The following is a 19,773-nucleotide window of genomic DNA, read 5'->3' on the forward strand; positions in this document are numbered from 1 at the left end:
TCAGGCCCCTTTCTCGTCCTTGTTTGCATGGAGGCGGGAGAGGGGTCTTGCGCATATCTGCGGTAAATTCAGCGCGCGGGTGGAAAGTGGCACAATAGTGGCATGCTGAAAACCACAATTGACCTTGCTGCCATCGCGCATAATGTGTGGCTGATTAAGGAGAAGATCGGCCCAGACGTCAAGCTGATGTGCGTGGTGAAGGCGGATGCTTACGGGCACGGCGTAGAAAGGGTCGTGCCTGTGATGCTGGAAGCGGGGGCAGATTCTATTGGCGTCGCCACGCTGACAGAAGCCGTGCAGTTGCGGCGCATGGGGGTGGACTCACCCATCGCGGCATGGATCTGGCAGACGGATCAGGTACTAGAAGAGGCTCTGGCATGTGGCATCCAGATTGCGGTCAATTCCCCGGCGCAGGCGCAGAAGCTGGTAGAGGCTGAGATTCCCGCCGAGGTCTATATCAAGGTCGAAACCGGAATGCACCGCTCCGGGGTGGATAAGGCGGACTGGGACGAGGTCTTTGCGCTGCTGCGGGATGCCCCGCACATCACGGTCCTGGGCCTCATGTCCCACTTTGCCTGCGCGGACGAGCCGGATAATGCGCATAATGACGCCCAGGAAGAAGAGTTTCGGCGCGCCCTGGATGCGGCGCGCGCGGCAGGTTTGGAGTGCCCGGTCAATCATTTGGCCAACTCGCCGGCCACGCTCTCGCGCCCATCGGCGCACTTTGAGCAGGTGCGGGTTGGTATCGCGTGTTACGGGCTCGAGCCCATCGCTGGGCGGCACCATGGCCTGCGCCCGGCGATGACCTGGTCCGGAAATGTCTTCGGTCTCAAGCCAATCGATAAGGGTGAGGCCACCAGCTACGGGCGTACCTGGAGCGCGGATAAGCCAGGTTTCCTGGCCACGGTGGATTGTGGCTATGCCGATGGGCTGCCGCGGGCGTACCAGGGCCACCTTCAGGTGGGCATCGGCGAGCGGCTCTATCCGCAGGTAGGCCGAGTGTGCATGGACCAAATAGTGGTGGATCTAGGAGATAACCCGCACGGCATTGCCCCCGGTGATGAGGTCGTCATCTTTGGTCGGGGTGGCATGTCTGCTACCGAGCTTGCTGATGCCGTGGGCACCATCAACTATGAAGTGGTGTGCCGACCTACCGGCCGCACCGAACGCGAATATATAGGAGAGGCCGATGCGCAGTAATTTTCCGGAGTCTGGGACCCGCGATCTGGCAACGGTGGAGCAGACCCACGCCTGCGGCAAGGAATTGGGCGCCGCGCTCGAAGCCGGCGATGTCGTTATCCTGGATGGCCCATTGGGCGCGGGAAAAACCACCTTTACTCAGGGAATTGCGCAGGGCATGCAGGTCAAGGGGCGGATTACCTCGCCCACGTTCGTCATCGCCCGCGTGCATCGCTCACGGGTTGGGGGGTCGGACCTGGTGCACGTGGACGCCTACCGCCTCTTGGATGAGGGCGGGGCCAATTCCGGCGATCCCCTGGGGGAGCTGGATGCCTTGGATTTGGATACCGAGCTTGCCGATGCCGTTGTCGTCGCCGAATGGGGCGGCGGCCTCATCGAGCAGATCGCAGATAGGTACCTCTTTATCAGCATCGACCGCGAACCGGCGGAGTTTTCCGGCGCAGATGAGGACGTGCGCCGCATTAGCTGGTCGTGGCGACACAATGATTAGCTAGGTCTCATTAATTTCAAGGTATAAGTGATGGACATCTTAGGACGTCAAGTTGCTTTAGGTATTTAAGGTGCGGGATCCTTGAAGGGTGTTAGATCTCCTAGCCTCTAGTCCTCTGCTCGCCCTTTTTGCCATCATGGCCATTGGTTTGGCCATCGGCAAAATCAAATTCTTTGGCATCTCTCTTGGCGCCGCGGCCGCGATGTTCGTGGCGCTCGGGCTTTCTACCGCCAATCCGGATATCCAAATTCCACCGCTGGTATATCAATTCGGCTTGGCCATTTTTGTTTATGCCATCGGTCTTAATTTCGGGCCGTCGTTCGTCCGCGAATTTGCTACCCGCGGCTGGAAGCTGACCGTCTTTATGATCGGCATGTTGGTCCTGCTCGTGGGCGTAGGCTTTGGACTCATCCGCGTCTTTGGCCTCGAAACCGATGTGGCGGCCGGTATGTTTGCCGGTTCGCTGTCATCCACGCCGGGTATGGCAGCGGTGGTGGAAATGCTGGGCAATTCCACCCCGGTCGTCGGTTATTCGCTGGCTTACCCGGGTGCGGTTATCGGAGCGATCCTGGTCGCCGCTATTGGCGCGAAAATCCTCAAGGTAGACCACGAGGAGGATGCCAAGAAAGAGGGAATGATTCCCGCTCCGCTGGTGGCCAAAGGCGTGCGGCTGACCAAAGACTTCCCGGATACGGCCGGGCACCTGTACCGCGTCACAGGGCATACCGTGGTGGCTACCCGCGAGATTTCCGATATGGAACACCACCGGCTTGCGCAGCCGGATATGCCACTGCGCAAGGGCGAGGCATTCCTTATTAATGGCTCCGAAAAGGACGTCGCCGGTGCCATCGAGGTGCTCGGTGAGGAATACCCCGTCGAGCTCACCCCAGAGGCGGGTTTACAGTATAAGCGCGTGACCGTGTCGAACCCGAAGGTCGCGGGCAAGCGCATCCGCGATATCGATGCGCTCGAGCATGGCTTTATTATCGCGCGCGTGCGCAAGGGCGATAGCGATGCGGTTCCGCACCCAGATATGGTGCTGAATTACTCTGACCGCGTGCGCGTGGTGTGTAGCTCGCACCACGTGCGCGAGGTGCGCAAGTACTTGGGCGATTCCGAATCGGCGCTCGGTAATGCTGATCTATTGTCTATGTCCATCGGCTTGACCTTGGGAATGTTGTTGGGCCTTATTCCCATCCCCATGCCGGGTGGATCGACCCTGCAGCTGGGGTTTGGCGGCGGTCCCGTCGTGGTCGGCCTTATCCTCGGCTACCTGAACCGCACCGGCCCCATTAATTGGCAGATGCCCTTCCATACCAGGGAAACCATTTCGAACCTGGGGCTGACGCTCTTCCTAGCGGGCGTGGGGACGTCAGCAGGCGCATCGTTCCGCGATGCCCTGACGGATCCATCCTCGCTGACCATCATCGGCGTCGGCTTTATCATTACCTTGGTATCGGCCATCCTCATCGGTGTTATCGGCATGCTGGTGCTGCGCTTGAAGTGGGACGAGGCTATGGGCTGTGCGGCCGGCATGACCACGAACCCGGCAGTATTTGCTTATATCCGGGGCCAAACCGGAACGGAACTTGCCGGGCGCGGCTGGGCAACGGTGTATCCAACCACCATCATCGGCAAGATTATCGCCGCTCAGGTGCTGCTATTGTTATTGCTTTAGCCCCATATGTCCCGCGCTAATTATTCACCCACTGGGTAATCCGCCTACACTGGCAGGCACTACCCCGTGGGTGAGTGCTTGTTGGCCGCCGAGTAACCTCGGCAATAGAGCTGACAATCACTTCACCATATGTACATATAGGACCCCCTTGACCCGAGGAGCGTTACTCACTCCATGACTAAATTTGCTCGCAACCTGACCACGACCATTATCGCGCTATTTATCATTGTGATGATGGTGCTCGTTGCCGGGGCTACCCTGCGTGATGAGGATTCCCTAGAGGGCAACCTCACCAACACCTTGCAGCATGCCCCGCGGAACCTTGAGGTAATGTCGCTCATCCCGTCTGATGTCTACGGCGCCGACTACAGTGCCATTGGCTTCATCTGCCCAGGCATGGCAGAAGACAAGGTCAAGGAAGCCGCCCCGAACCCTGATGACATTACCTTCGAGGACGGTGTCGTTCCTGAGGGCAAGAGCTACGTCATGGCGCTGGGCCACAGCGTCGATCCCTATGTAGAGGAACTGGATTCCTCCGAGGTTGAGGTCTGCGAAACGATCAATGCGCAGGTTAAGGCCATGGAGCAGCAGGGCCACGGCCTAGACGGCGGGGTTCCGCTGGTTCAGGGCTCCCAGCCGCTGGCCTTCCAGAGCGAAGACGGCGTGTGGAAGCTGGTCGGCTAATGCGCGTCCTGGCCATCGATACGGCGACGACCGCCCTGGTCACCGGGGTAGTCGACACCGAGTCTGGGCAGCTGACGCAGCGCGTTCTGGCCGATACGCGCGCGCATAATGAACGGCTCATGCCCACCATCCTCGAGGTGATGAGCGAGACCGGTCTGGAGCTCGGCAACCTCGATGCCATCGTGGCGGGCGTGGGCCCTGGCCCCTTTACCGGCTTGCGCGTCGGCATGGCCACGGCGCAGGCGCTTGCCGATGCCCTCTCCATCCCCCTCCACGGCGTCTGCACCCACGATGCCATCGCGCACGCCGCGTTAGCGGGGGCCGATGCAGCCGATGAAAGGGACGTGGCGGACGCGGCGCTAGTTGCCACCGATGCCCGCCGCAAGGAGATTTATTGGGCCACCTACCGCGCGGGACAACGCCTGGCTGGCCCAGACGTATCGAAGCCGGGGGAGCTTTCCGTGCAGGATATCGCGCAGGTGGTCATCCCAGAGAAGCTGGCCGACCAACTGCCGGAAGAACTCGCCGCGCTGCCGCGTAGTGAGGCCGCACCCACCGCCGAGGGCCTGGTGGCCGTCGCGCAGCTCGGCGCGGATCCGGCGCCATTCGTGCCCATGTACCTGCGCCGCCCCGATGCGGTTCCTCCCAAAAAGCAGCAGCTTTCCGCAGCCATTCCAGAGGTGCGCCTGTGAACCTGCGCGAGCTCACCCCCGCCGATGTCCCGCGCTGCGCCGAACTGGAAAAGGTGCTTTTTCCCGGTGAAACTCCGTGGACGGAAGCGGTATTTGAGCAAGAAATGGCCCAACCCTTCAACTTCTATCTCGGGGTGGAAGGCGCCCTCGAACCCGCAGCTTCAGAAGGCGACGAGGAGCCGGTCTTATTGGGCTATGCGGGCATCGGCATGATGGGTCCAGCCGCAGACCCGGAGTTTGAAATCCACACCATCGGCGTCGATCCAAAGGCTCAGCGCCGCGGGATCGCGCGCATGATGATGGACAATATTTGCTATATCGCGGACTTAAAAAGCGCGCCCATCTTCTTAGAGGTGCGCGTGGGAAACGATCCCGCCATCGAGCTATACCGGTGCTATGGCTTTAGCGTCGAGGGGATTCGCCGCAATTATTATCAGCCCTCCGGCGCGGATGCGCACGTCATGGTGCGCGCCAGCCAGTCGCCACAAGCAAGCCAGCGCGAAGCAAAGGAGCAGTAATGAAGGTCATGGGCATCGAGTCCTCCTGCGATGAGACCGGGGTGGGCATCGTCGAGCTCGACCAGGACGGCCACATGGAGATTATCGCCAATGCCGTTGCTTCGTCGATGCAGCAGCACGCGCGCTTTGGCGGCGTCGTGCCCGAAATCGCCTCCCGCGCGCACCTGGAGGCCATGCCGCAGGTGATGCGGGCGGCGTTGGATGAGGCGGGCATCGATAAGCCCGATGCCATTGCCGCCACCGTGGGCCCGGGCCTGGCAGGAGCCCTGCTCGTCGGCGCTTCCGCTGCCAAGGCTTATGCCGCCGCGTGGGGCGTGCCCTTTTATGGCGTCAACCACCTCGGCGGCCACGTAGCCGTGGCCAACCTCGAGGGCGAGAGCCTGCCGCACTCGGTCGCGCTGCTAGTCTCCGGCGGGCATACCCAGCTGCTCGAGGTCGAGGCCGTGGGAAAGCCCATGCGCGAGTTGGGCTCCACGCTTGACGATGCCGCCGGTGAGGCCTACGACAAAGTCTCCCGCCTCCTAGGGCTGGGCTACCCGGGCGGGCCGGTCATCGATAAGCTGGCTAGCCGCGGAAAACCCACCATCGACTTCCCGCGCGGCATGTCGCGCGCCGAGGACCTGCGCGGCGAGCACCGGCATGATTTTTCCTTCTCGGGATTGAAAACCTCCGTTGCGCGCTATGTGGAGCGCGCCGAAAAGGCCGGCGAGACCATCTCCGTGGAGGATGTATGCGCCTCGTTCCAAGAGGCCGTGGCCGATGTGCTCACCGCCAAGGCCATTCGCGCCTGCGAGGATACCGGGGCGAAGGTGCTCCTGCTCGGTGGCGGCGTGGTGGCCAATTCCCGGCTGCGGGAGCTAGCCGCCGAGCGCTGCGACGCCGCTGGTGTGGAGCTGCGCGTGCCGCGGTTTAACCTGTGCACCGATAACGGCGTGATGATTGCCGCCCTTGGCGCCCAGCTCATTCATGAGAGGGCTGCACCGTCGAGCCTGGGTATTGGCACCGATACGCAACTGGACGTGGAAGAGCCGCAGTTAACCTAAAGTTCTTCTTCCTCGCACTGCGAGGTGGGGGAAGCGGCGGTAACCTTTAACGAGTTCACGCCTTCTCCGCTTTAAAGGAGCTTTCTCTCATGACCGTTGGTTTCCTCGTCAACCCCGATCTCACTCGCCGCAAAATCGAGTTCGAATTAGAACACGCCAACCAGTTCTTGGGCGGCACCACCGAGGATCGCGTCTCCGTCGTCTTTCAAGATGACGGCACGACCTACGCCGCGCTCTATAACCCAGAAGCCAAGCAGGAAGGCGCCGAGCCCAACCCGGTAGCATCCCTAGCGCGCAATGCCGCGGACACTGGAAACTCCGCCTTTTTGCAGGATCCCATCCGCGCTATTAGCGGCCCGGTCATCTTCGTGGATGCAGAGGGCGAGGAGGACTCCATCGATGAGGTCATCGCTTCCGTCGAGCACGGCATCCGCGCGGTGAAAAACTACCGCGAGGATTTTCCTGACGAGTACACGCTCTGGCGCGCGGCGGTCATTAACTCCACGAAGAGCGCGTAAGCACCCCTCCTTTAGCTCTCGGTGTGGCGCAGCCACATTAGCACGGCCTTGACGCGGCGATTGGCGTCTTCTGGCCGAAACCCGAGCTTGAGAAAAACATTGGAGACGTGCTTGCTTACCGCCCCGGCGGTTAAGACCAGCTTGCCTTCGATCTCTTGATTGCTCAAGCCCTGCGCCATAAGCCCCAAAACCTCGCGTTCGCGGGCGGTTAATTGGCTCAGCCCCGTGCGCCGCGCGGAGAGCAGGGCGGTGACCACTTCTGGATCGACCACGGTGCCACCGCCCGCCACTTCTTCTAGGGTGCGTACGAATTCGTCCACATCGGATACGCGCTCCTTGAGCAGGTAGCCGAATCCGCCGTGCTCTAAAAGCCGGTCCAAGTAGCTTGCCGCCACGTATTGGCTGAGCACCACCACCGGTTGCGACGGGTCTGCCGCACGCACATCGTGCACGGCGCGCAGCCCATCATCGCTCATGGTGGGCGGCATGCGGACATCGCTAATGATCAGATCGAAGTCATCGCTGTCCGCGCAGGCGCGCAATTTCTCCGCATCGTTGACGGCGGTCACGCTATGGCCCAGTGTCGTTAACAGCTGCTCCAGCCCGGCGCGCAAGAGGGCAGAATCTTCTGCCAATAAGAGTTTCATCGGGCCTCCTTCAGCGGTAGTGACATGGTTAAGGTTGCTCCTTGTCCTTCTGCGTGCGCGGGGGAGAAGTCGACGCTGCCGCCGAGCGCCGCGGCCCGCTCGCGCAGCCCGGCCAGGCCAGTGCCCCCAGTCGTTCCCGCGGTCTTTCTGGTGTCCGTGCCGGCAGTCGCGTCGGCGCTGGTATCAGCACCGACACGGGAATGCGCGGTGCTAGACGCGCTAGGGCCCCCTCCTGTAGAGAGGCCACCGGTGCCGTTATCGCGGACCCTGAGGCGAAGATCGTCGCCAAAACAGATGGACACGGTGGCGGCGGTGGCCGCGCCGTGGGTGGAGGCGTTGGTCAGCGCCTCTGCTACCGCGTGGTAGGCCAGCAGCGCCGTGGTTTCCCCAATCGATCGCTCCGCGCCTTCGACGTGCAGTTCCGCGTCGAGCCCGCTGTGGGCCAAGAGCTCATCGAGGGCAGGGATGAGGCCGTCATCGAAAAGCACTTGTGGCGCAATGCCGCGCACGGTAGCGCGCAGGGCGGATAGGGCTTGGGTGGCGTTATGTTCGGCATCGGCAAGCGCCTGCTGAGCCTCGGGCGGGGACTGGAGTTTTGCCGCGGCCAGGTTGAGCTTGAGCGCGGTGAGGTACTGCTGGGGGCCATCGTGGAGCTCGCGCTCGATGCGGCGGCGCTCACCCGAAAAGGCATCAATAAGCGTGGCGCGCGAGGCCGCCAACTCCTGGGCAGAGGGGCTCAGGGCGAGCCGGGTGAGGGAAATGGAGGCCTTGACCAGCAGGCGGTTGAGCACCACCAGTAGGACGAAGAGCACGGCGGCCGCGAGCCAGCACACGACAAAAATCAATGGGCGATTATCGGTGGTCCACTCGCCGACGTTGAACTCGGCCTGCGGAATAAACGGCGCGATAACCAGTACGCCCGCGACAAAACCGACAGAGACCCAGTTGGCAAAGCAGGCCACGCAAATAAGAAGCTGCAGTAAAAGGTGATAAAACTGCTGCCAATCAAACCAACGGTTGGCCCGCCGTGGGGGAATATCAACGCCCATCCACTTCGCACCAAAACGGCCGATAAACTCCGCGGCGCGGGCTACCAGCGGAATCCACGGCAGCATGAGCACCGAAATCACCAGTCCCGGAAGGGCAAGTATTCCGAGGACGAGGCTCCACCCGTTGGCCTTGACAGTTCGCATATCCGTTCAGCCTAGCCGCCGCGCCGGGGTGGTGGCAGTAGAGCTAGCCCCACCATTTTTCGGGCAGCCTTCCCCATCGCGCGTGCGGGGCACGGCCGGTGGAATGGAAGGCATGTTAAAAGCACAAAATCTGAGCAAGCGCTACGGCAGCCATACCGCACTCGCCGAGGTGGACCTAAGCATCGAGCCGGGGGAATTTGTCGCGATTATGGGGCCATCCGGCAGCGGCAAGACCACGCTGTTGAACCTGCTATCCGGGCTGGATAAGCCCAGTTCCGGCACGGTCAACGCGCCGGCCCGCACAGAGCGCGCCTTCGTATTCCAGGACTATAACCTGCTGGAATCGCTCAACGCCCGCAAAAATGCCACGTTGACCGCGCACTTTTCCGGCCGGCGCTGCACCCGGGACGCGGTGCAGAAGACCTTCGAGTCTTTGGGGCTTGACGGGCTGGAGCGCCGCCTGCCCGCGCAGCTGTCCGGCGGTCAGCAGCAGCGCGTCGCCGTTGCGCGCGCCTTGCTGGCCGGTGCGCCGTATATCTTTGCTGATGAGCCCACGGGCGCGCTTGACGATGCCACCGCCCAGCTCGTCCTCACCCACCTCCGCACCGCCGCACGGGGTGGGGCCGCGGTGGTCATGGTGACCCACTCGCACCTCGCCGCAGAGGCCGCCGACCGCATCATTGAGCTCCAGGAGGCCAACCATGCTGGTGTGGCTTAAGGACTTACAAAGCAATTGGCTCTCATGGCTTGCCGTGGCGCTAACCATGGTGGTTTCCTCGGCCGCGTGCGCGCTGGCGGTATCGATGCTGGTGGCCACCTCGGACGCGGACGAAGATCCCACTGGGCCGCTCGGCGGCACCGTGCTGGGCATGGCGGTCTGCGCCGTTGTGTTGATCACGTTGTCCCAGATGCGGCTGATCATTGAGGAGCGCGAACCCGTGTACCGTTCGTGGCGCATGATCGGCATGCCTGGGTGGATGATCAATAGCTTCATCGTGGGGCAGGTGAGTGCCGTGAGCGCTATCGCGGCGCTCATCGGGACCTTCCCGGCGCGCCTATTGGTCGACCCCATGGCCGCGGCCTTTCGCAGCGACGGGATTCCCATGCCGGAGTTGGCCATTACCCCGCTGGTCATCCGCATCGCCGTATCCGTCTGCGTGGCATCGGCGGTCTGCGGTGCCCTCATACCGCTGCGCCGGGTCTTTCGCCCGCGGGTGGAACCGCGCCCGGTGTGGGTAGTGCTGCGCTGCCTTGTTGCCGTTGGTTTGGTAGGCGGTGCCGTCTACGGCTGCCTGCAGATAGAGGATCCGGGCGATAGCCTCGCCGCCTCTATGGGGCTGGTCATCCTGGTTGCACTCATGACGCCGTGGCTGATGCCCGCCGTGGACCAATGGACGCGCTTGTGCGGCATCGCCGGGGCCAACGTGCGGGTGCGCCGCCGCTTTTCCGTGCCTCATATCGTGCCGTGGGTGCTGCTCGGCGGCCTGATCGTGGCGGTGGGCTCTGGGGTGATGATGCTCAAAGGTACGGACAGCCTCGACACCCTGTCATCGGGGCGAGTCTTCGCGGCATTCCTCGGCCCAGTCGTTGCCCCAAGCATCGTTGGTGCGGTGTTGACCTCACTCATCATGCGCTCGCGCATCGCCAGCGATGTGCGCGGCCTGCGATTGGCCGGCGCCGCGCCGGTGGCGTGGGCGCGGGTGCAGGTGGGCGAGGCCTTCTGCCTGACCATTACTGCCGCGGCCATAGTCATCACCTTGAGCGTGACGGTGGTCGCGCTGCTCAACCACCTGTTGCATCCCGATTTCTATTCCGGGATGAGCGCGCTGTGGGAGGGGCTTGCCGGAGTGTGGTGGGCGCCATTCGGTCTAATTTTTGGCGCCATGTTTCTTGCGCTGTGTGCGGTCAAGCTCATTCTCGCGGGATTCCTGCGCTCAACCGCCCAGATCCGTACAAACTGATGGATGGATCGCCGATATTCTGATGGGTAGAACGCACTCAAACTGATGGGTGAAACTCTGATATTCTGATGGGTAGAACGCACTCAAACTGATGGATGGGTTTAAAATGACTGGTCAAGAAGGCTATTTTTATCTCCCGCGAGTAGAGGATTCGCGGCTTCATGGAGCCCTGCAGCGATCCGGTGGAGTGTTGATAGAAGGCCCAAAGGGCTGTGGGAAATCCGCGACCGCTCGGCAAATTGCGGGCAGTCTTGTCCAGGTGGATACGGATTTAAACCTCGACATGCAGCTCAGCACCGTCCCGGATTTGGCGTTGGAGGGGGATACGCCGCGAGTTTTTGATGAGTGGCAAGAAAAACCGCAGTTGTGGAACTTGGTGCGGCATGAGATTGACCGTCGGCAAGCGCCTGGGCAGTTCATTCTTACTGGGTCGACTGCGCCAATGGAGGAACAATCCAGGCACTCGGGTGCGGGGCGCATAGCCAGGCTGCGGATGAAGACCTTCAGTTTTTATGAGTCGGGGCATTCTAATGGCGCAGTATCATTAGCCGAATTGGTAGCTCAGGAATCCCCGCAGTCGAATGGGGAAACGGTCGTGGATGTTGCAGGGGTCATTACGCGCATGGCGCATGGCGGCTGGCCCGCAAACCGGAATTATTCCGTTGAGGCGGCGCAGGAGAATCTGCGCAGTTATATCGATACTGTGGCCCACGTGGATATTAATGCCGCCGATGGTGTGCGAAGGGATCCGGTAAAAGTAACGACACTTATTCGTTCGCTTGCCCGTGGGGTAGCCACAGAACAGTCCATTTCTTCTATTGCTGCCGATATTGGCGCGCAAAGGGCTACGGTCAGCGAGTACCTTGCTGCGTTGCAGCGCATCTTCATCGTGGAAGAACAGCTGGCGTGGTCGTCTCATCTGCGCTCGCGGGCTAGTCTGCGAACGGCACCGAAGAGGCATCTGGCGGATCCGGCGTTGGCCGCTGCTGCCGTGGACGCGTCCCCAGACAAGTTGCTGCGCAACCTTGCCTTTGCCGGGCAGCTTTTTGAATCCCAAGTAGTCCACGACTTAGCGGTGTTAAGTGGAAAGCGTATTTTTCACGCCCGTGACGCATCTGGGCTGGAAGTAGATGCGGTATTTGAGCTGGCAGGCAGGACCGTTTTCGTAGAAATTAAATTGGGGCAAAGCCAAGAGATCATTGAGAAGGCGGCAAGCAATTTGCAGGCCTTCGCAGAGCGCTTTGAATGGGAGGTCCCGCCCGTCTTAATGATCGTGACGGGAGGAAACCTGAGCTTTCGGCATCCGAGCGGAGTACACGTGGTGTCCCTGACGCACTTGGCGCCGTAGCGCGGTCCGGCAGCGGGGATCGCGTCATTGTTGAGGGTTAGCAGTCACGAGGGTAGAGTGCTAATCAGGTTGTTTGACCCACAGTTGTTCACCCGCGACGACGGCTGTGCTGGACATCCACAACCGGCACGCGCGCGCCATTAAGGTGCGCAAACGAACAATACGGAGGAAACATCATGGCAACTATTAAGCCGCTTGAGGACCGCGTCCTCGTACAGATCGTAGAAGCAGAATCCACCACCGCATCCGGCCTGGTTATCCCGGATTCGGCAAAGGAAAAGCCGCAGGAAGCAACCGTTATTGCCGTCGGCCCGGGCCGCTGGGAAGACGACGATGACCGCATCCCCATGGACGTTAAGGAAGGCGACACCGTTGTCTTCTCCCGCTACGGCGGCACCGAGCTGAAGTACGACGGCGAAGAGTACTTGCTGCTGAGCCAGCGCGACATCCTCGCCATCATCGAGAAGTAGGAACTACTTATGGCAAAGCTTATTGCATTCGACCAAGAAGCCCGCGAGGGAATTCAGCGCGGCGTCGATACGCTGGCTGATGCCGTCAAGGTCACCCTCGGCCCGCGCGGCCGCAACGTCGTATTGTCCAAGGCCTTCGGTGGCCCGACCGTTACCAATGACGGCGTGACCATCGCCCGCGATATCGACGTCGAGGAGCCCTTCGAGAACCTCGGCGCGCAGCTGGTTAAGTCCGTTGCGGTCAAGACCAACGACATCGCCGGCGACGGCACCACCACCGCGACCTTGCTGGCCCAGGCGCTTATCTTTGAGGGCTTGCGCAACGTTGCAGCCGGCGCTAACCCAATTGAGCTCAACCGCGGCATCTCCGCAGCGGCGGAAAAGGCCGTCGAGGAGCTCAAAGCACGCGCCACTCCGGTCAACTCCGCCTCCGAAATCGCGCAGGTAGCCACCGTGTCCTCCCGCGATCCGGAGGTCGGCGAGATGGTTGCCGGCGCCATGGAAAAGGTGGGAAAGGACGGCGTCGTCACCGTCGAGGAGTCCCAGACCATGGACTCCACCGTGGATGTCACCGAAGGTATTTCCTTTGACAAGGGCTACCTTTCCCCGTACTTCGCTACGGAGGAAGAGACTAACCACGCCGTGCTTGACGATGCCGCCATTTTGCTCGTCCGCAACAAGATTTCTTCCCTGCCGGATTTCTTGCCGCTGTTGGAAAAGATTGCGGAGACCAACCGCCCGACCCTCATCATCGCGGAAGACGTTGAGGGCGAGCCGCTGCAGGCGCTCGTGGTCAACTCCATCCGCAAGGTCCTGAAGGTTGCCGCCGTGAAGGCACCGTACTTTGGCGAGCGCCGCAAGGGCTTCATGGATGACTTGGCCGTAGTTACCGGCGCCACCGTGGTGGACCCTGAGGTGGGCGTCAACCTGAACGAAGTCGGCCTCGAGGTGCTGGGTTCCGCGCGCCGCGTGACCATCACCAAGGAAGACACCGTGCTTGTCGATGGCGGCGGCAGCGCCGCAGCCCTCGATGATCGCCGTGAACAGATCCGCGGCGAAATCGCCCGCACCGACTCCACCTGGGATAAGGAAAAGCTCGAGGAGCGCTTGGCTAAGCTCTCCGGCGGCGTCGCCGTTATCCGCGTTGGTGCCGCAACCGAGACCGAGGTCAACGAGCGCAAGCTGCGCGTCGAGGACGCCATCAACGCCGCCCGCGCGGCCGTAGAAGAAGGCGTCATCGCCGGCGGCGGTTCCGTGCTGGTGCAGATCTCTAAGGAACTCGAGTCCTTTGCCCAGGACTTCGAGGGCGAGGCTAAGGTCGGCGTGCTCGCCGTCGCCCGCGCTCTGACCCGACCGGCATTCTGGATCGCAGAAAACGCAGGCCTCGATGGCTCTGTCATCGTCTCCCGCGTTTCTGAGATGGCCAACGGTGAAGGCTTTAACGCCAACTCCCTGGAGTACGGCAACCTCATTGATAACGGCATCATCGATCCCGTGAAGGTCACCCACTCCGCAGTGGTCAATGCCACCTCCGTTGCCCGCATGGTTCTTACCACCGAGGCATCCGTCGTGGAAAAGCCGCAGGAAGAAGATAACGCTGAGGCCGGCCACGGCCATCACCACCACTAATTCCTGCGCTATACCTAGCCCCATAGCCCGCCGCGCCTTCCCCGCCTTATTGGGGAGGCTGCGGCGGGCTTCTGGCTTATACGTAAAGCACGCGGGAACCACATAACCCGTGCGATGCCACGGTAGGCCTTTTTAGCCGCCAGCGGCAGCAGAAGAGAGGATAGTTCACAAAAGGCGCCAAGCTTAGGGGTCCTCCTCAGCTGGAGGTTGCCTCGTCTTTAGCGGCACGCCCCAGGACTTAGCGGGCTCGAAGGAGTCCCTCACAGGGCGTTATTTGCAGCAGGCGCTTGCTACGCAGGGATAATTCGGAACCCCGCACTCCCGCCCGCCACGAACGCGGTGTGTGGGCTCTGCGCGCTAACTTAATTTTTGGGTTAAGCGTTGACCGTCTCGCGGCGACGCTTGCGCAGCGCCACCACGCGCTCAGACTCGCTCATGCCGCCCCAGACGCCATACGGTTCGGCCGAACGCAGGGCGTGCTCGCGGCAGAGCTCGATAACCGGGCAGGAATTGCAGATGGCCTTGGCGCGATTTTCGCGCTGGGCGCGGGCTCGGCCACGCTCTCCGTCTGGATGGTAAAACACGTCCGAGTTTTCACCGCGGCACGCACCTTGCAACTGCCAATCCCATACATCTGCAGTAGGTCCGAGAAGAGACTTGGACTGAGACACGTTTCTTAAGCTCCTTATAACAGGACGAGAATTCTTACGCTGGCGGCCGGTGGAGAGTCATCCGCGAACCGCAACGATTTGTAGTGTGTCGCGTCTTGGTAAACAAAGGGTTACTAGTATTTAACTTCTAGGTATTGTATCTATTTATGGGACTCGTTAGCGCCCATTTACCTGCAATAATGGCTAAGGTTAACGAATTATGAATTTTCCTCTTTCTATTGTGCAGGGGCCATAAACCCGCCTTCAAAGCGGGTACAACCGCTGGGCACGGGTTTCTTGGTGGGGTTTTCTTTGCTGGGGCATCGCCAAGCAAGGGCAGTGCCGAGGCGGAGGTGTGCAAGGCAGTTGTCCCTTTGCACTCCCTGCCCCAGAGGAAATATGGTTGAATATCGATTTAATAGTCTGCAGAGGGTGCACTCGTGAGCGATAAGGATAAAGAGCTAGCGGATCTCGTTCCGCTGGCCGCTGGTGGAAGCCGCCGCGCACTGCAATCTATCCTGCAAATTATTCATCCGCAGGTGCTGCGCTATTGTCGTGCGCGCATCGGTGGCGGGCGCCAGCCCACCGCGGAGGACGTGACCCAAGAAATCTGCCTCGCCGTCGCCACATCTATCGAATCCTATGAAGATAAGGGCCGACCCTTCATGGCCTATGTCTACGGCATCGCTTTTAATAAGGTAACCGATGCCCACCGCGCCATGGGCCGCGATCGCTCCACGCCCGCCGAGGAGCTTCCAGAAAGCACCGCAAACGAGGCGACTCCCGAGGAATGGGCGCTAGAAAATGATGGTAGTAACAGAATGCGCGCCTTGCTCGATACCTTAAGTGACAAGGCAAAAAACATCGTTATTTTGCGCGTGTTCGTTGGGCTTTCGGCAGAAGAAACCGCCGATATCGTGGGGTCTACCCCGGGCGCGGTTCGCGTCGCACAGCACCGAGCTCTCGCACAATTGCGAAAGGCCCTTGGGCAACAATTAGCCACCGAGGGCTAAAGCCACAACCCCCGCTCTAGAGACACGCGTAAACCTTAAGAAAGGAAGGAGGGACAGAAACCATCATGGCCTCCAAGCATTCTAAAAAGAATAACGATGACCTGACGGAGCAGCTCCAGCCCTTGGTAGATGATGATGCATTCCTCACCGAGCTGTCGCAGGGCAAGGATCCCTCCAATGGCAGCGATGAGCTCGCTGGGCTGCTGTTGGGGCTGAAGGGGGACATCGATAAGCAGATGCCGCCAGCCCCGCGCGTGGATGGGGTAGAGGAAGAACCGGCCGTCATCAGCCTCGATAAGGCGCGGTCTCGCCGGCGCAATCGCCCCGTGATGCATGGACTTATCGGCGCGGCCGCCGCCACAGTCATCCTCGCCGGTGCGGGCGGGGTCATGGTTAATTCTGGCGTATTTGATAGGCCGGATGAGACCCGCAACGTGGAGTTGGCCGGCACCTTAGATGAGATGGAATCCCGCGCGGCAGAGGGAGATATCGAAGGTGCGCGCGAGCTTATGAAGGAAGCCCGCACCAAGCTCGAAGAGGCTGAAGGCAAAGAAGAAAATGCCATCGCCGCCAAGGAAGAAGCCGAAAAGAAGCGTCCTGCCCGCCCGAAGACGAAAACCGTGACGGAAACCGCCACCGAGACCGCGCCGGGCCAAAAGTCGCAGGAGAATCCTGAGCCAGCGCCGAAGACCGTAACGGAAACGCAGTACGAGACCTCAACCGTGGTGGTAACGGAGCAGGCGCCAGCGAATCCGCAGCCGGAGACGCGCGAGCCCGAAGAAGCACCCACCACAACTATTCAGTTGGGGGCGGGCGCCGAGTAGCGAGGGCAGTGCTACAACCCTAGCGGCCCTCGAGGCCGTCCAAGTAGCCTAGCGCGTAGTCCCACGGCACGTAGCGGCGCGGGTCGGGTTCTGCTCCAGGCTCGTGCACTGGGGCGAGCTCGCCCGCCAGCGTTGCGCGCATATTGGCGGCCATAATATCCCACTCGTAGAAGTGGTTTTCCTGGCAGTCTTCACACAGGAAGAAGATGCCATCGATCCCGCGCGGGCCGAGCACACTTGCGAATTTCTCTACCAGGGCGAGATCGTGGATGAGGGCGAGGCGGTCTTCATCGGAAAGCGGCATGACCTGCTCGTCCTCCTCCAGGAAGGAGGCGGGGTCATTCGGATCGTCTGCAAAAGGATCGCGGGGCATATTGGCGAAGAAGTTCACGCCTGCGAGCCTATTGAACTTGCCCGCTTAAGGCAATTAACCCCTAGCCTGAATGGTGTCATTGGCCGGGCACACACTACAGTTGGGGTAGCCGCTGAACCTGTTTAAGGAGATACCTCGATGAGCGATTACCCTATTCACACTGGTGGAGATGACCCGAACAAGGTAGCCCTGCGCGGCTTGACCTTCGACGACGTGCTTCTTTTGCCCGCCGAGTCCAATATCGTGCCCTCTGAGGTCGATACCGGCGCGCAATTTACCCGAAATATTCGCCTGGGCGTGCCGCTGGCATCCGCAGCGATGGATACCGTAACCGAGGCCCGCATGGCCATCGCCATGGCGCGCCAGGGCGGCATCGGCGTGCTGCACCGCAACCTGTCTGCGGAAGCGCAGGCTGAGCAGGTAGAAATCGTCAAGCGCTCTGAGTCCGGCATGGTTACGGACCCGGTCACCGCCCGCCCCGAGATGACCATTGGCGAGGTCGATGCCCTGTGCGCCCGCTTCCGCATTTCCGGCCTGCCGGTCGTGGATAAGGACGGCACCCTGCTGGGCATTTGCACCAACCGCGATATGCGTTTCGAGCCGGACTTTGATCGCAAGGTCAGCGATGTCATGACCGCGATGCCGCTCGTCGTCGCGCGCGAGGGCGTGTCCAAGGACGAGGCCCTAGAGCTGCTGTCGGCCAATAAGGTAGAAAAGCTACCTATTGTTGATGCCAATAACAAGCTCATTGGCCTTATCACCGTCAAGGACTTCGTCAAATCCGAGCAGTACCCCAACGCCTCCAAGGATGCTTCCGGTCGTCTGTTGGTTGCCGCGGGCATTGGTACCGGCGAGGAGTCCTATCAGCGCGCCGCCGCGCTTGTCGATGCCGGCGTTGACGCCCTCGTCGTCGACTCCGCCCACGCCCACAATAACCGCGTGCTCGAGATGGTCTCCCGCGTGAAGAAGGACTTTGGCGACAAGGTCGATGTCATCGGCGGCAACCTTGCCACCCGCGAGGCAGCCCAGGCGATGATCGACGCCGGCGCGGACGCCATCAAGGTCGGCATCGGCCCGGGATCCATCTGCACCACACGCGTCGTGGCCGGCGTTGGTGCGCCGCAGATCACCGCGCTGATGGAAGCCGCAGCCGTCGCCGCCCCCGCGGGCGTGCCGGTCATCGGCGATGGCGGCATGCAGTACTCCGGTGACATCGCCAAGGCGCTGGCCGCCGGTGCCGATACCGTCATGCTGGGCTCCATGTTCGCCGGCACCACCGAGGCGCCCGGTGACATCGTGGTCTACCAGGGCAAGCAGTACAAGCGCTACCGCGGCATGGGCTCCATGGGCGCCATGCAGGGCCGCGGGCTTTCCGGCGAAAAGCGTTCCTACTCCAAGGACCGCTACTTCCAGGCCGACGTGCGCAGCGAGGACAAGCTGGTGCCAGAAGGCGTGGAGGGTCGCGTGCCCTTCCGCGGCGAGATCGATGCCATCGTGCACCAAATCATCGGCGGCCTGCGCGCGGCCATGGGCTATACCGGATCGGCCACCCTAGATGAGCTCAAGACCAAGCGATTTGTCCAGATCACCGCCGCGGGCCTGAAGGAATCCCACCCGCACCACCTGCAGCAAATCGCCGAAGCCCCGAACTACCGCTAGGACAAACATGCGTGAATACGCCGAAATCGGCATCGGCCGCGAGGCCCGCCGCACCTTTGATTTAGACCAGGTCTCCATCGTTCCCCAGCGCCGCACGCGCTCGTCCAAGGACGTGGATACCACGTGGAATATCGATGCCTATACCTTCGATACCCCCTTCGTTTCGCACCCCACCGATGCGCTCGCCACGCCCGAGTTCGTCATCGAGATGGGCCAGCAGGGCGGGCTCGGCGTCATCAACGCCGAAGGGTTGTGGGGCCGCCACGAGGACCTTGAGGGTGCCTTGGCACGCATCTATTCCCAGCCGGGCGATAACTCCACCATCCAGGAATTGCACGCCGCCCCGCTTGACGATGCCCTCCTTGCCTCCCGCATTGCCCAAGTGCGCGAGTCCGGTGTGACCGTCGCCGTGCGCGTCTCGCCCCAAAATGCCCGCGAGATGGCGCCGAAGGCCATTGCGGCTGGGGCCGAGTTACTGTTCATCCAGGGCACGCTGCTGTCCGCGGAGCACGTCGCCACGGGCGGCGAGCCGCTGAACCTGAAGGAATTTATCGGCTCGCTCGAAGTGCCCGTCATCGCCGGTGGCGTGGCGGACTACACCACGGCGCTGCACCTAATGCGCACAGGGGCGGCCGGCGTCATCGTGGGCGCGGGCGTGACGACCAACGCGGAAACCGTCGGCATCGATACCGCCATGGCCACCGCCATTGCCGATGCCGCCGCGGCCCGCCGTGACTACCTCGACGAGACCGAAGGTCGCTACGTGCACATCATTGCGGATGCGGAATTCGATAACTCCGGGACCATCGCCAAGGCCTTTGCCTGCGGTGCCGATAGCGTCGCGCTCGGCCCCCTTCTCGCCCAGGCCCGAGAGGCAGGCGGTAGGGGATGGTACTGGCCGGCTACCGCAGGCCACCCGCGGTTCCCGCGCGGATATGCGCAGTTCGCCGGCGTCGATACCGACCTCGATGTGGATTTTCTTACCGCAGGCGATGCCGCACCCGCGGCTGCGCCGAGCCTGGAAACCGTGCTGCATGGCCCATCCAGCGAGCCATTCGGCCGCACCAACCTTGTGGGTGCGCTGCGGCGTGCCCTCGCAAAGTGTGGGTACACCGACCTGAAGTCGTTCCAGAAGGTCGAGCTCGCGGTGCGCTATTAAGTAGCACGCGGCGCGCCTCGCATC

The 19,773-nt window shown here is 61.6% G+C and carries 21 protein-coding genes; 17 read left to right on the top strand and 4 right to left on the bottom strand.

Going from position 1 to position 19,773, the window contains the following annotated elements; all coding sequences use genetic code 11:
* Nucleotides 1–102 precede the first annotated feature (102 nt).
* From alr to ACLI1Q_RS02445, 8 genes are all read left to right on the top strand, one after another.
* On the top strand, nucleotides 103–1,200 hold the full coding sequence (alr, locus tag ACLI1Q_RS02410) for an alanine racemase (protein WP_284849567.1): 1,098 nt from the start codon (nucleotides 103–105) through the stop codon (nucleotides 1,198–1,200).
* Nucleotides 1,190–1,690: a tRNA (adenosine(37)-N6)-threonylcarbamoyltransferase complex ATPase subunit type 1 TsaE gene (gene tsaE / locus ACLI1Q_RS02415; protein ID WP_284849566.1), complete on the top strand. Its 501-nt coding sequence runs from the start codon at nucleotides 1,190–1,192 to the stop codon at nucleotides 1,688–1,690. Before alr ends, tsaE begins: the two co-directional genes overlap by 11 nt.
* Nucleotides 1,691–1,778: 88 nt before the next feature.
* Nucleotides 1,779–3,368, top strand: a complete 1,590-nt coding sequence (locus ACLI1Q_RS02420; RefSeq protein WP_284849565.1) for an aspartate:alanine exchanger family transporter — start codon at nucleotides 1,779–1,781, stop codon at nucleotides 3,366–3,368.
* A 174-nt stretch (nucleotides 3,369–3,542) separates the two neighbouring features.
* Nucleotides 3,543–4,052, top strand: coding sequence for a hypothetical protein (locus ACLI1Q_RS02425; RefSeq protein WP_239269059.1), 510 nt, complete (start codon nucleotides 3,543–3,545; stop codon nucleotides 4,050–4,052).
* Nucleotides 4,052–4,744 carry a tRNA (adenosine(37)-N6)-threonylcarbamoyltransferase complex dimerization subunit type 1 TsaB gene (gene tsaB / locus ACLI1Q_RS02430; protein WP_411697053.1) on the top strand — a complete coding sequence of 231 codons (693 nt, stop codon included), beginning with the start codon at nucleotides 4,052–4,054 and terminating at the stop codon, nucleotides 4,742–4,744. The genes ACLI1Q_RS02425 and tsaB overlap by 1 nt, the downstream gene beginning before the upstream one ends.
* Nucleotides 4,741–5,262: a GNAT family N-acetyltransferase gene (locus tag ACLI1Q_RS02435; RefSeq protein WP_284771940.1), complete on the top strand. Its 522-nt coding sequence runs from the start codon at nucleotides 4,741–4,743 to the stop codon at nucleotides 5,260–5,262. Before tsaB ends, ACLI1Q_RS02435 begins: the two co-directional genes overlap by 4 nt.
* Nucleotides 5,262–6,305, top strand: coding sequence for a tRNA (adenosine(37)-N6)-threonylcarbamoyltransferase complex transferase subunit TsaD (tsaD, locus tag ACLI1Q_RS02440; protein ID WP_284771941.1), 1,044 nt, complete (start codon nucleotides 5,262–5,264; stop codon nucleotides 6,303–6,305). The genes ACLI1Q_RS02435 and tsaD overlap by 1 nt, the downstream gene beginning before the upstream one ends.
* A gap of 89 nt (nucleotides 6,306–6,394) precedes the next feature.
* On the top strand, nucleotides 6,395–6,823 hold the full coding sequence (locus ACLI1Q_RS02445; RefSeq protein WP_005277173.1) for a hypothetical protein: 429 nt from the start codon (nucleotides 6,395–6,397) through the stop codon (nucleotides 6,821–6,823).
* A gap of 11 nt (nucleotides 6,824–6,834) precedes the next feature.
* Here ACLI1Q_RS02445 and ACLI1Q_RS02450 read toward each other — a convergent pair whose 3' ends face one another.
* Together ACLI1Q_RS02450 and ACLI1Q_RS02455 are read right to left on the bottom strand one after the other, a co-directional pair.
* Nucleotides 6,835–7,470 carry a response regulator gene (locus ACLI1Q_RS02450; protein WP_239269051.1) on the bottom strand — a complete coding sequence of 212 codons (636 nt, stop codon included), beginning with the start codon at nucleotides 7,468–7,470 and terminating at the stop codon, nucleotides 6,835–6,837.
* Nucleotides 7,467–8,663, bottom strand: coding sequence for a sensor histidine kinase (locus tag ACLI1Q_RS02455; protein ID WP_239275572.1), 1,197 nt, complete (start codon nucleotides 8,661–8,663; stop codon nucleotides 7,467–7,469). Before ACLI1Q_RS02455 ends, ACLI1Q_RS02450 begins: the two co-directional genes overlap by 4 nt.
* Nucleotides 8,664–8,775: 112 nt before the next feature.
* Between ACLI1Q_RS02455 and ACLI1Q_RS02460 the strand changes: the two genes are divergently transcribed.
* The 5 genes from ACLI1Q_RS02460 (at nucleotide 8,776) to groL (ending at nucleotide 14,071) form a co-directional block, all read left to right on the top strand.
* On the top strand, nucleotides 8,776–9,381 hold the full coding sequence (locus ACLI1Q_RS02460; RefSeq protein WP_239269047.1) for an ABC transporter ATP-binding protein: 606 nt from the start codon (nucleotides 8,776–8,778) through the stop codon (nucleotides 9,379–9,381).
* Entirely contained in the window at nucleotides 9,365–10,624 is a 1,260-nt protein-coding gene (locus ACLI1Q_RS02465) for an FtsX-like permease family protein (RefSeq protein ID WP_239269045.1), read from the top strand. The genes ACLI1Q_RS02460 and ACLI1Q_RS02465 overlap by 17 nt, the downstream gene beginning before the upstream one ends.
* Nucleotides 10,625–10,730: 106 nt before the next feature.
* Nucleotides 10,731–11,972: an ATP-binding protein gene (locus tag ACLI1Q_RS02470; protein WP_239275574.1), complete on the top strand. Its 1,242-nt coding sequence runs from the start codon at nucleotides 10,731–10,733 to the stop codon at nucleotides 11,970–11,972.
* 176 nt (nucleotides 11,973–12,148) lie between these two features.
* Nucleotides 12,149–12,442 (top strand): co-chaperone GroES, encoded by a 294-nt coding sequence (gene groES / locus ACLI1Q_RS02475; RefSeq protein WP_005277188.1) that lies wholly within the window; start codon nucleotides 12,149–12,151, stop codon nucleotides 12,440–12,442.
* Between the two features lie 9 nt (nucleotides 12,443–12,451).
* Complete coding sequence (gene groL / locus ACLI1Q_RS02480) at nucleotides 12,452–14,071, top strand: chaperonin GroEL (RefSeq protein WP_239269041.1); 1,620 nt, start codon at nucleotides 12,452–12,454, stop codon at nucleotides 14,069–14,071.
* A gap of 374 nt (nucleotides 14,072–14,445) precedes the next feature.
* Here the strand turns inward: groL and ACLI1Q_RS02485 are convergent, their stop codons facing one another.
* Nucleotides 14,446–14,742, bottom strand: coding sequence for a WhiB family transcriptional regulator (locus ACLI1Q_RS02485; RefSeq protein WP_239269039.1), 297 nt, complete (start codon nucleotides 14,740–14,742; stop codon nucleotides 14,446–14,448).
* Nucleotides 14,743–15,161: 419 nt separating this feature from the next.
* On the opposite strand from ACLI1Q_RS02485, the gene ACLI1Q_RS02490 reads away from it, so the two are divergent.
* The gene (locus ACLI1Q_RS02490; RefSeq protein ID WP_239269037.1) at nucleotides 15,162–15,734 is read left to right on the top strand and encodes a sigma-70 family RNA polymerase sigma factor; all 573 of its coding nucleotides are present in this window, start codon (nucleotides 15,162–15,164) and stop codon (nucleotides 15,732–15,734) included.
* A gap of 65 nt (nucleotides 15,735–15,799) precedes the next feature.
* Nucleotides 15,800–16,558 (top strand): hypothetical protein, encoded by a 759-nt coding sequence (locus tag ACLI1Q_RS02495; protein ID WP_239269035.1) that lies wholly within the window; start codon nucleotides 15,800–15,802, stop codon nucleotides 16,556–16,558.
* Between the two features lie 19 nt (nucleotides 16,559–16,577).
* Here the strand turns inward: ACLI1Q_RS02495 and ACLI1Q_RS02500 are convergent, their stop codons facing one another.
* Nucleotides 16,578–16,949: a DUF5319 domain-containing protein gene (locus tag ACLI1Q_RS02500; RefSeq protein WP_239269033.1), complete on the bottom strand. Its 372-nt coding sequence runs from the start codon at nucleotides 16,947–16,949 to the stop codon at nucleotides 16,578–16,580.
* Nucleotides 16,950–17,069: 120 nt separating this feature from the next.
* Between ACLI1Q_RS02500 and guaB the strand changes: the two genes are divergently transcribed.
* The gene (gene guaB / locus ACLI1Q_RS02505; RefSeq protein WP_023016786.1) at nucleotides 17,070–18,590 is read left to right on the top strand and encodes an IMP dehydrogenase; all 1,521 of its coding nucleotides are present in this window, start codon (nucleotides 17,070–17,072) and stop codon (nucleotides 18,588–18,590) included.
* A gap of 7 nt (nucleotides 18,591–18,597) precedes the next feature.
* Nucleotides 18,598–19,749: a GuaB3 family IMP dehydrogenase-related protein gene (locus ACLI1Q_RS02510; RefSeq protein ID WP_239269031.1), complete on the top strand. Its 1,152-nt coding sequence runs from the start codon at nucleotides 18,598–18,600 to the stop codon at nucleotides 19,747–19,749.
* Nucleotides 19,750–19,773 lie beyond the last annotated feature (24 nt).

The organism is Corynebacterium limaceinasi, assembly GCF_046717465.1.
Classification (GTDB): Bacteria; Actinomycetota; Actinomycetes; order Mycobacteriales; family Mycobacteriaceae; genus Corynebacterium.

Excerpts from the sequence above, each read along its gene's own strand:
- alr (WP_284849567.1), top strand. The coding sequence starts at position 103 with ATGCTGAAAACCACAATTGACCTTGCTGCCATCGCGCATAATGTGTGG.
- tsaE (WP_284849566.1), top strand. The coding sequence starts at position 1,190 with ATGCGCAGTAATTTTCCGGAGTCTGGGACCCGCGATCTGGCAACGGTG.
- ACLI1Q_RS02425 (WP_239269059.1), top strand. The coding sequence starts at position 3,543 with ATGACTAAATTTGCTCGCAACCTGACCACGACCATTATCGCGCTATTT.
- tsaB (WP_411697053.1), top strand. The coding sequence starts at position 4,052 with ATGCGCGTCCTGGCCATCGATACGGCGACGACCGCCCTGGTCACCGGG.
- tsaD (WP_284771941.1), top strand. The coding sequence starts at position 5,262 with ATGAAGGTCATGGGCATCGAGTCCTCCTGCGATGAGACCGGGGTGGGC.
- ACLI1Q_RS02445 (WP_005277173.1), top strand. The coding sequence starts at position 6,395 with ATGACCGTTGGTTTCCTCGTCAACCCCGATCTCACTCGCCGCAAAATC.
- ACLI1Q_RS02450 (WP_239269051.1), bottom strand. The coding sequence starts at position 7,470 with ATGAAACTCTTATTGGCAGAAGATTCTGCCCTCTTGCGCGCCGGGCTG.
- ACLI1Q_RS02455 (WP_239275572.1), bottom strand. The coding sequence starts at position 8,663 with ATGCGAACTGTCAAGGCCAACGGGTGGAGCCTCGTCCTCGGAATACTT.
- ACLI1Q_RS02460 (WP_239269047.1), top strand. The coding sequence starts at position 8,776 with ATGTTAAAAGCACAAAATCTGAGCAAGCGCTACGGCAGCCATACCGCA.
- ACLI1Q_RS02465 (WP_239269045.1), top strand. The coding sequence starts at position 9,365 with ATGCTGGTGTGGCTTAAGGACTTACAAAGCAATTGGCTCTCATGGCTT.
- ACLI1Q_RS02470 (WP_239275574.1), top strand. The coding sequence starts at position 10,731 with ATGACTGGTCAAGAAGGCTATTTTTATCTCCCGCGAGTAGAGGATTCG.
- groES (WP_005277188.1), top strand. The coding sequence starts at position 12,149 with ATGGCAACTATTAAGCCGCTTGAGGACCGCGTCCTCGTACAGATCGTA.
- groL (WP_239269041.1), top strand. The coding sequence starts at position 12,452 with ATGGCAAAGCTTATTGCATTCGACCAAGAAGCCCGCGAGGGAATTCAG.
- ACLI1Q_RS02495 (WP_239269035.1), top strand. The coding sequence starts at position 15,800 with ATGGCCTCCAAGCATTCTAAAAAGAATAACGATGACCTGACGGAGCAG.
- guaB (WP_023016786.1), top strand. The coding sequence starts at position 17,070 with ATGAGCGATTACCCTATTCACACTGGTGGAGATGACCCGAACAAGGTA.
- ACLI1Q_RS02510 (WP_239269031.1), top strand. The coding sequence starts at position 18,598 with ATGCGTGAATACGCCGAAATCGGCATCGGCCGCGAGGCCCGCCGCACC.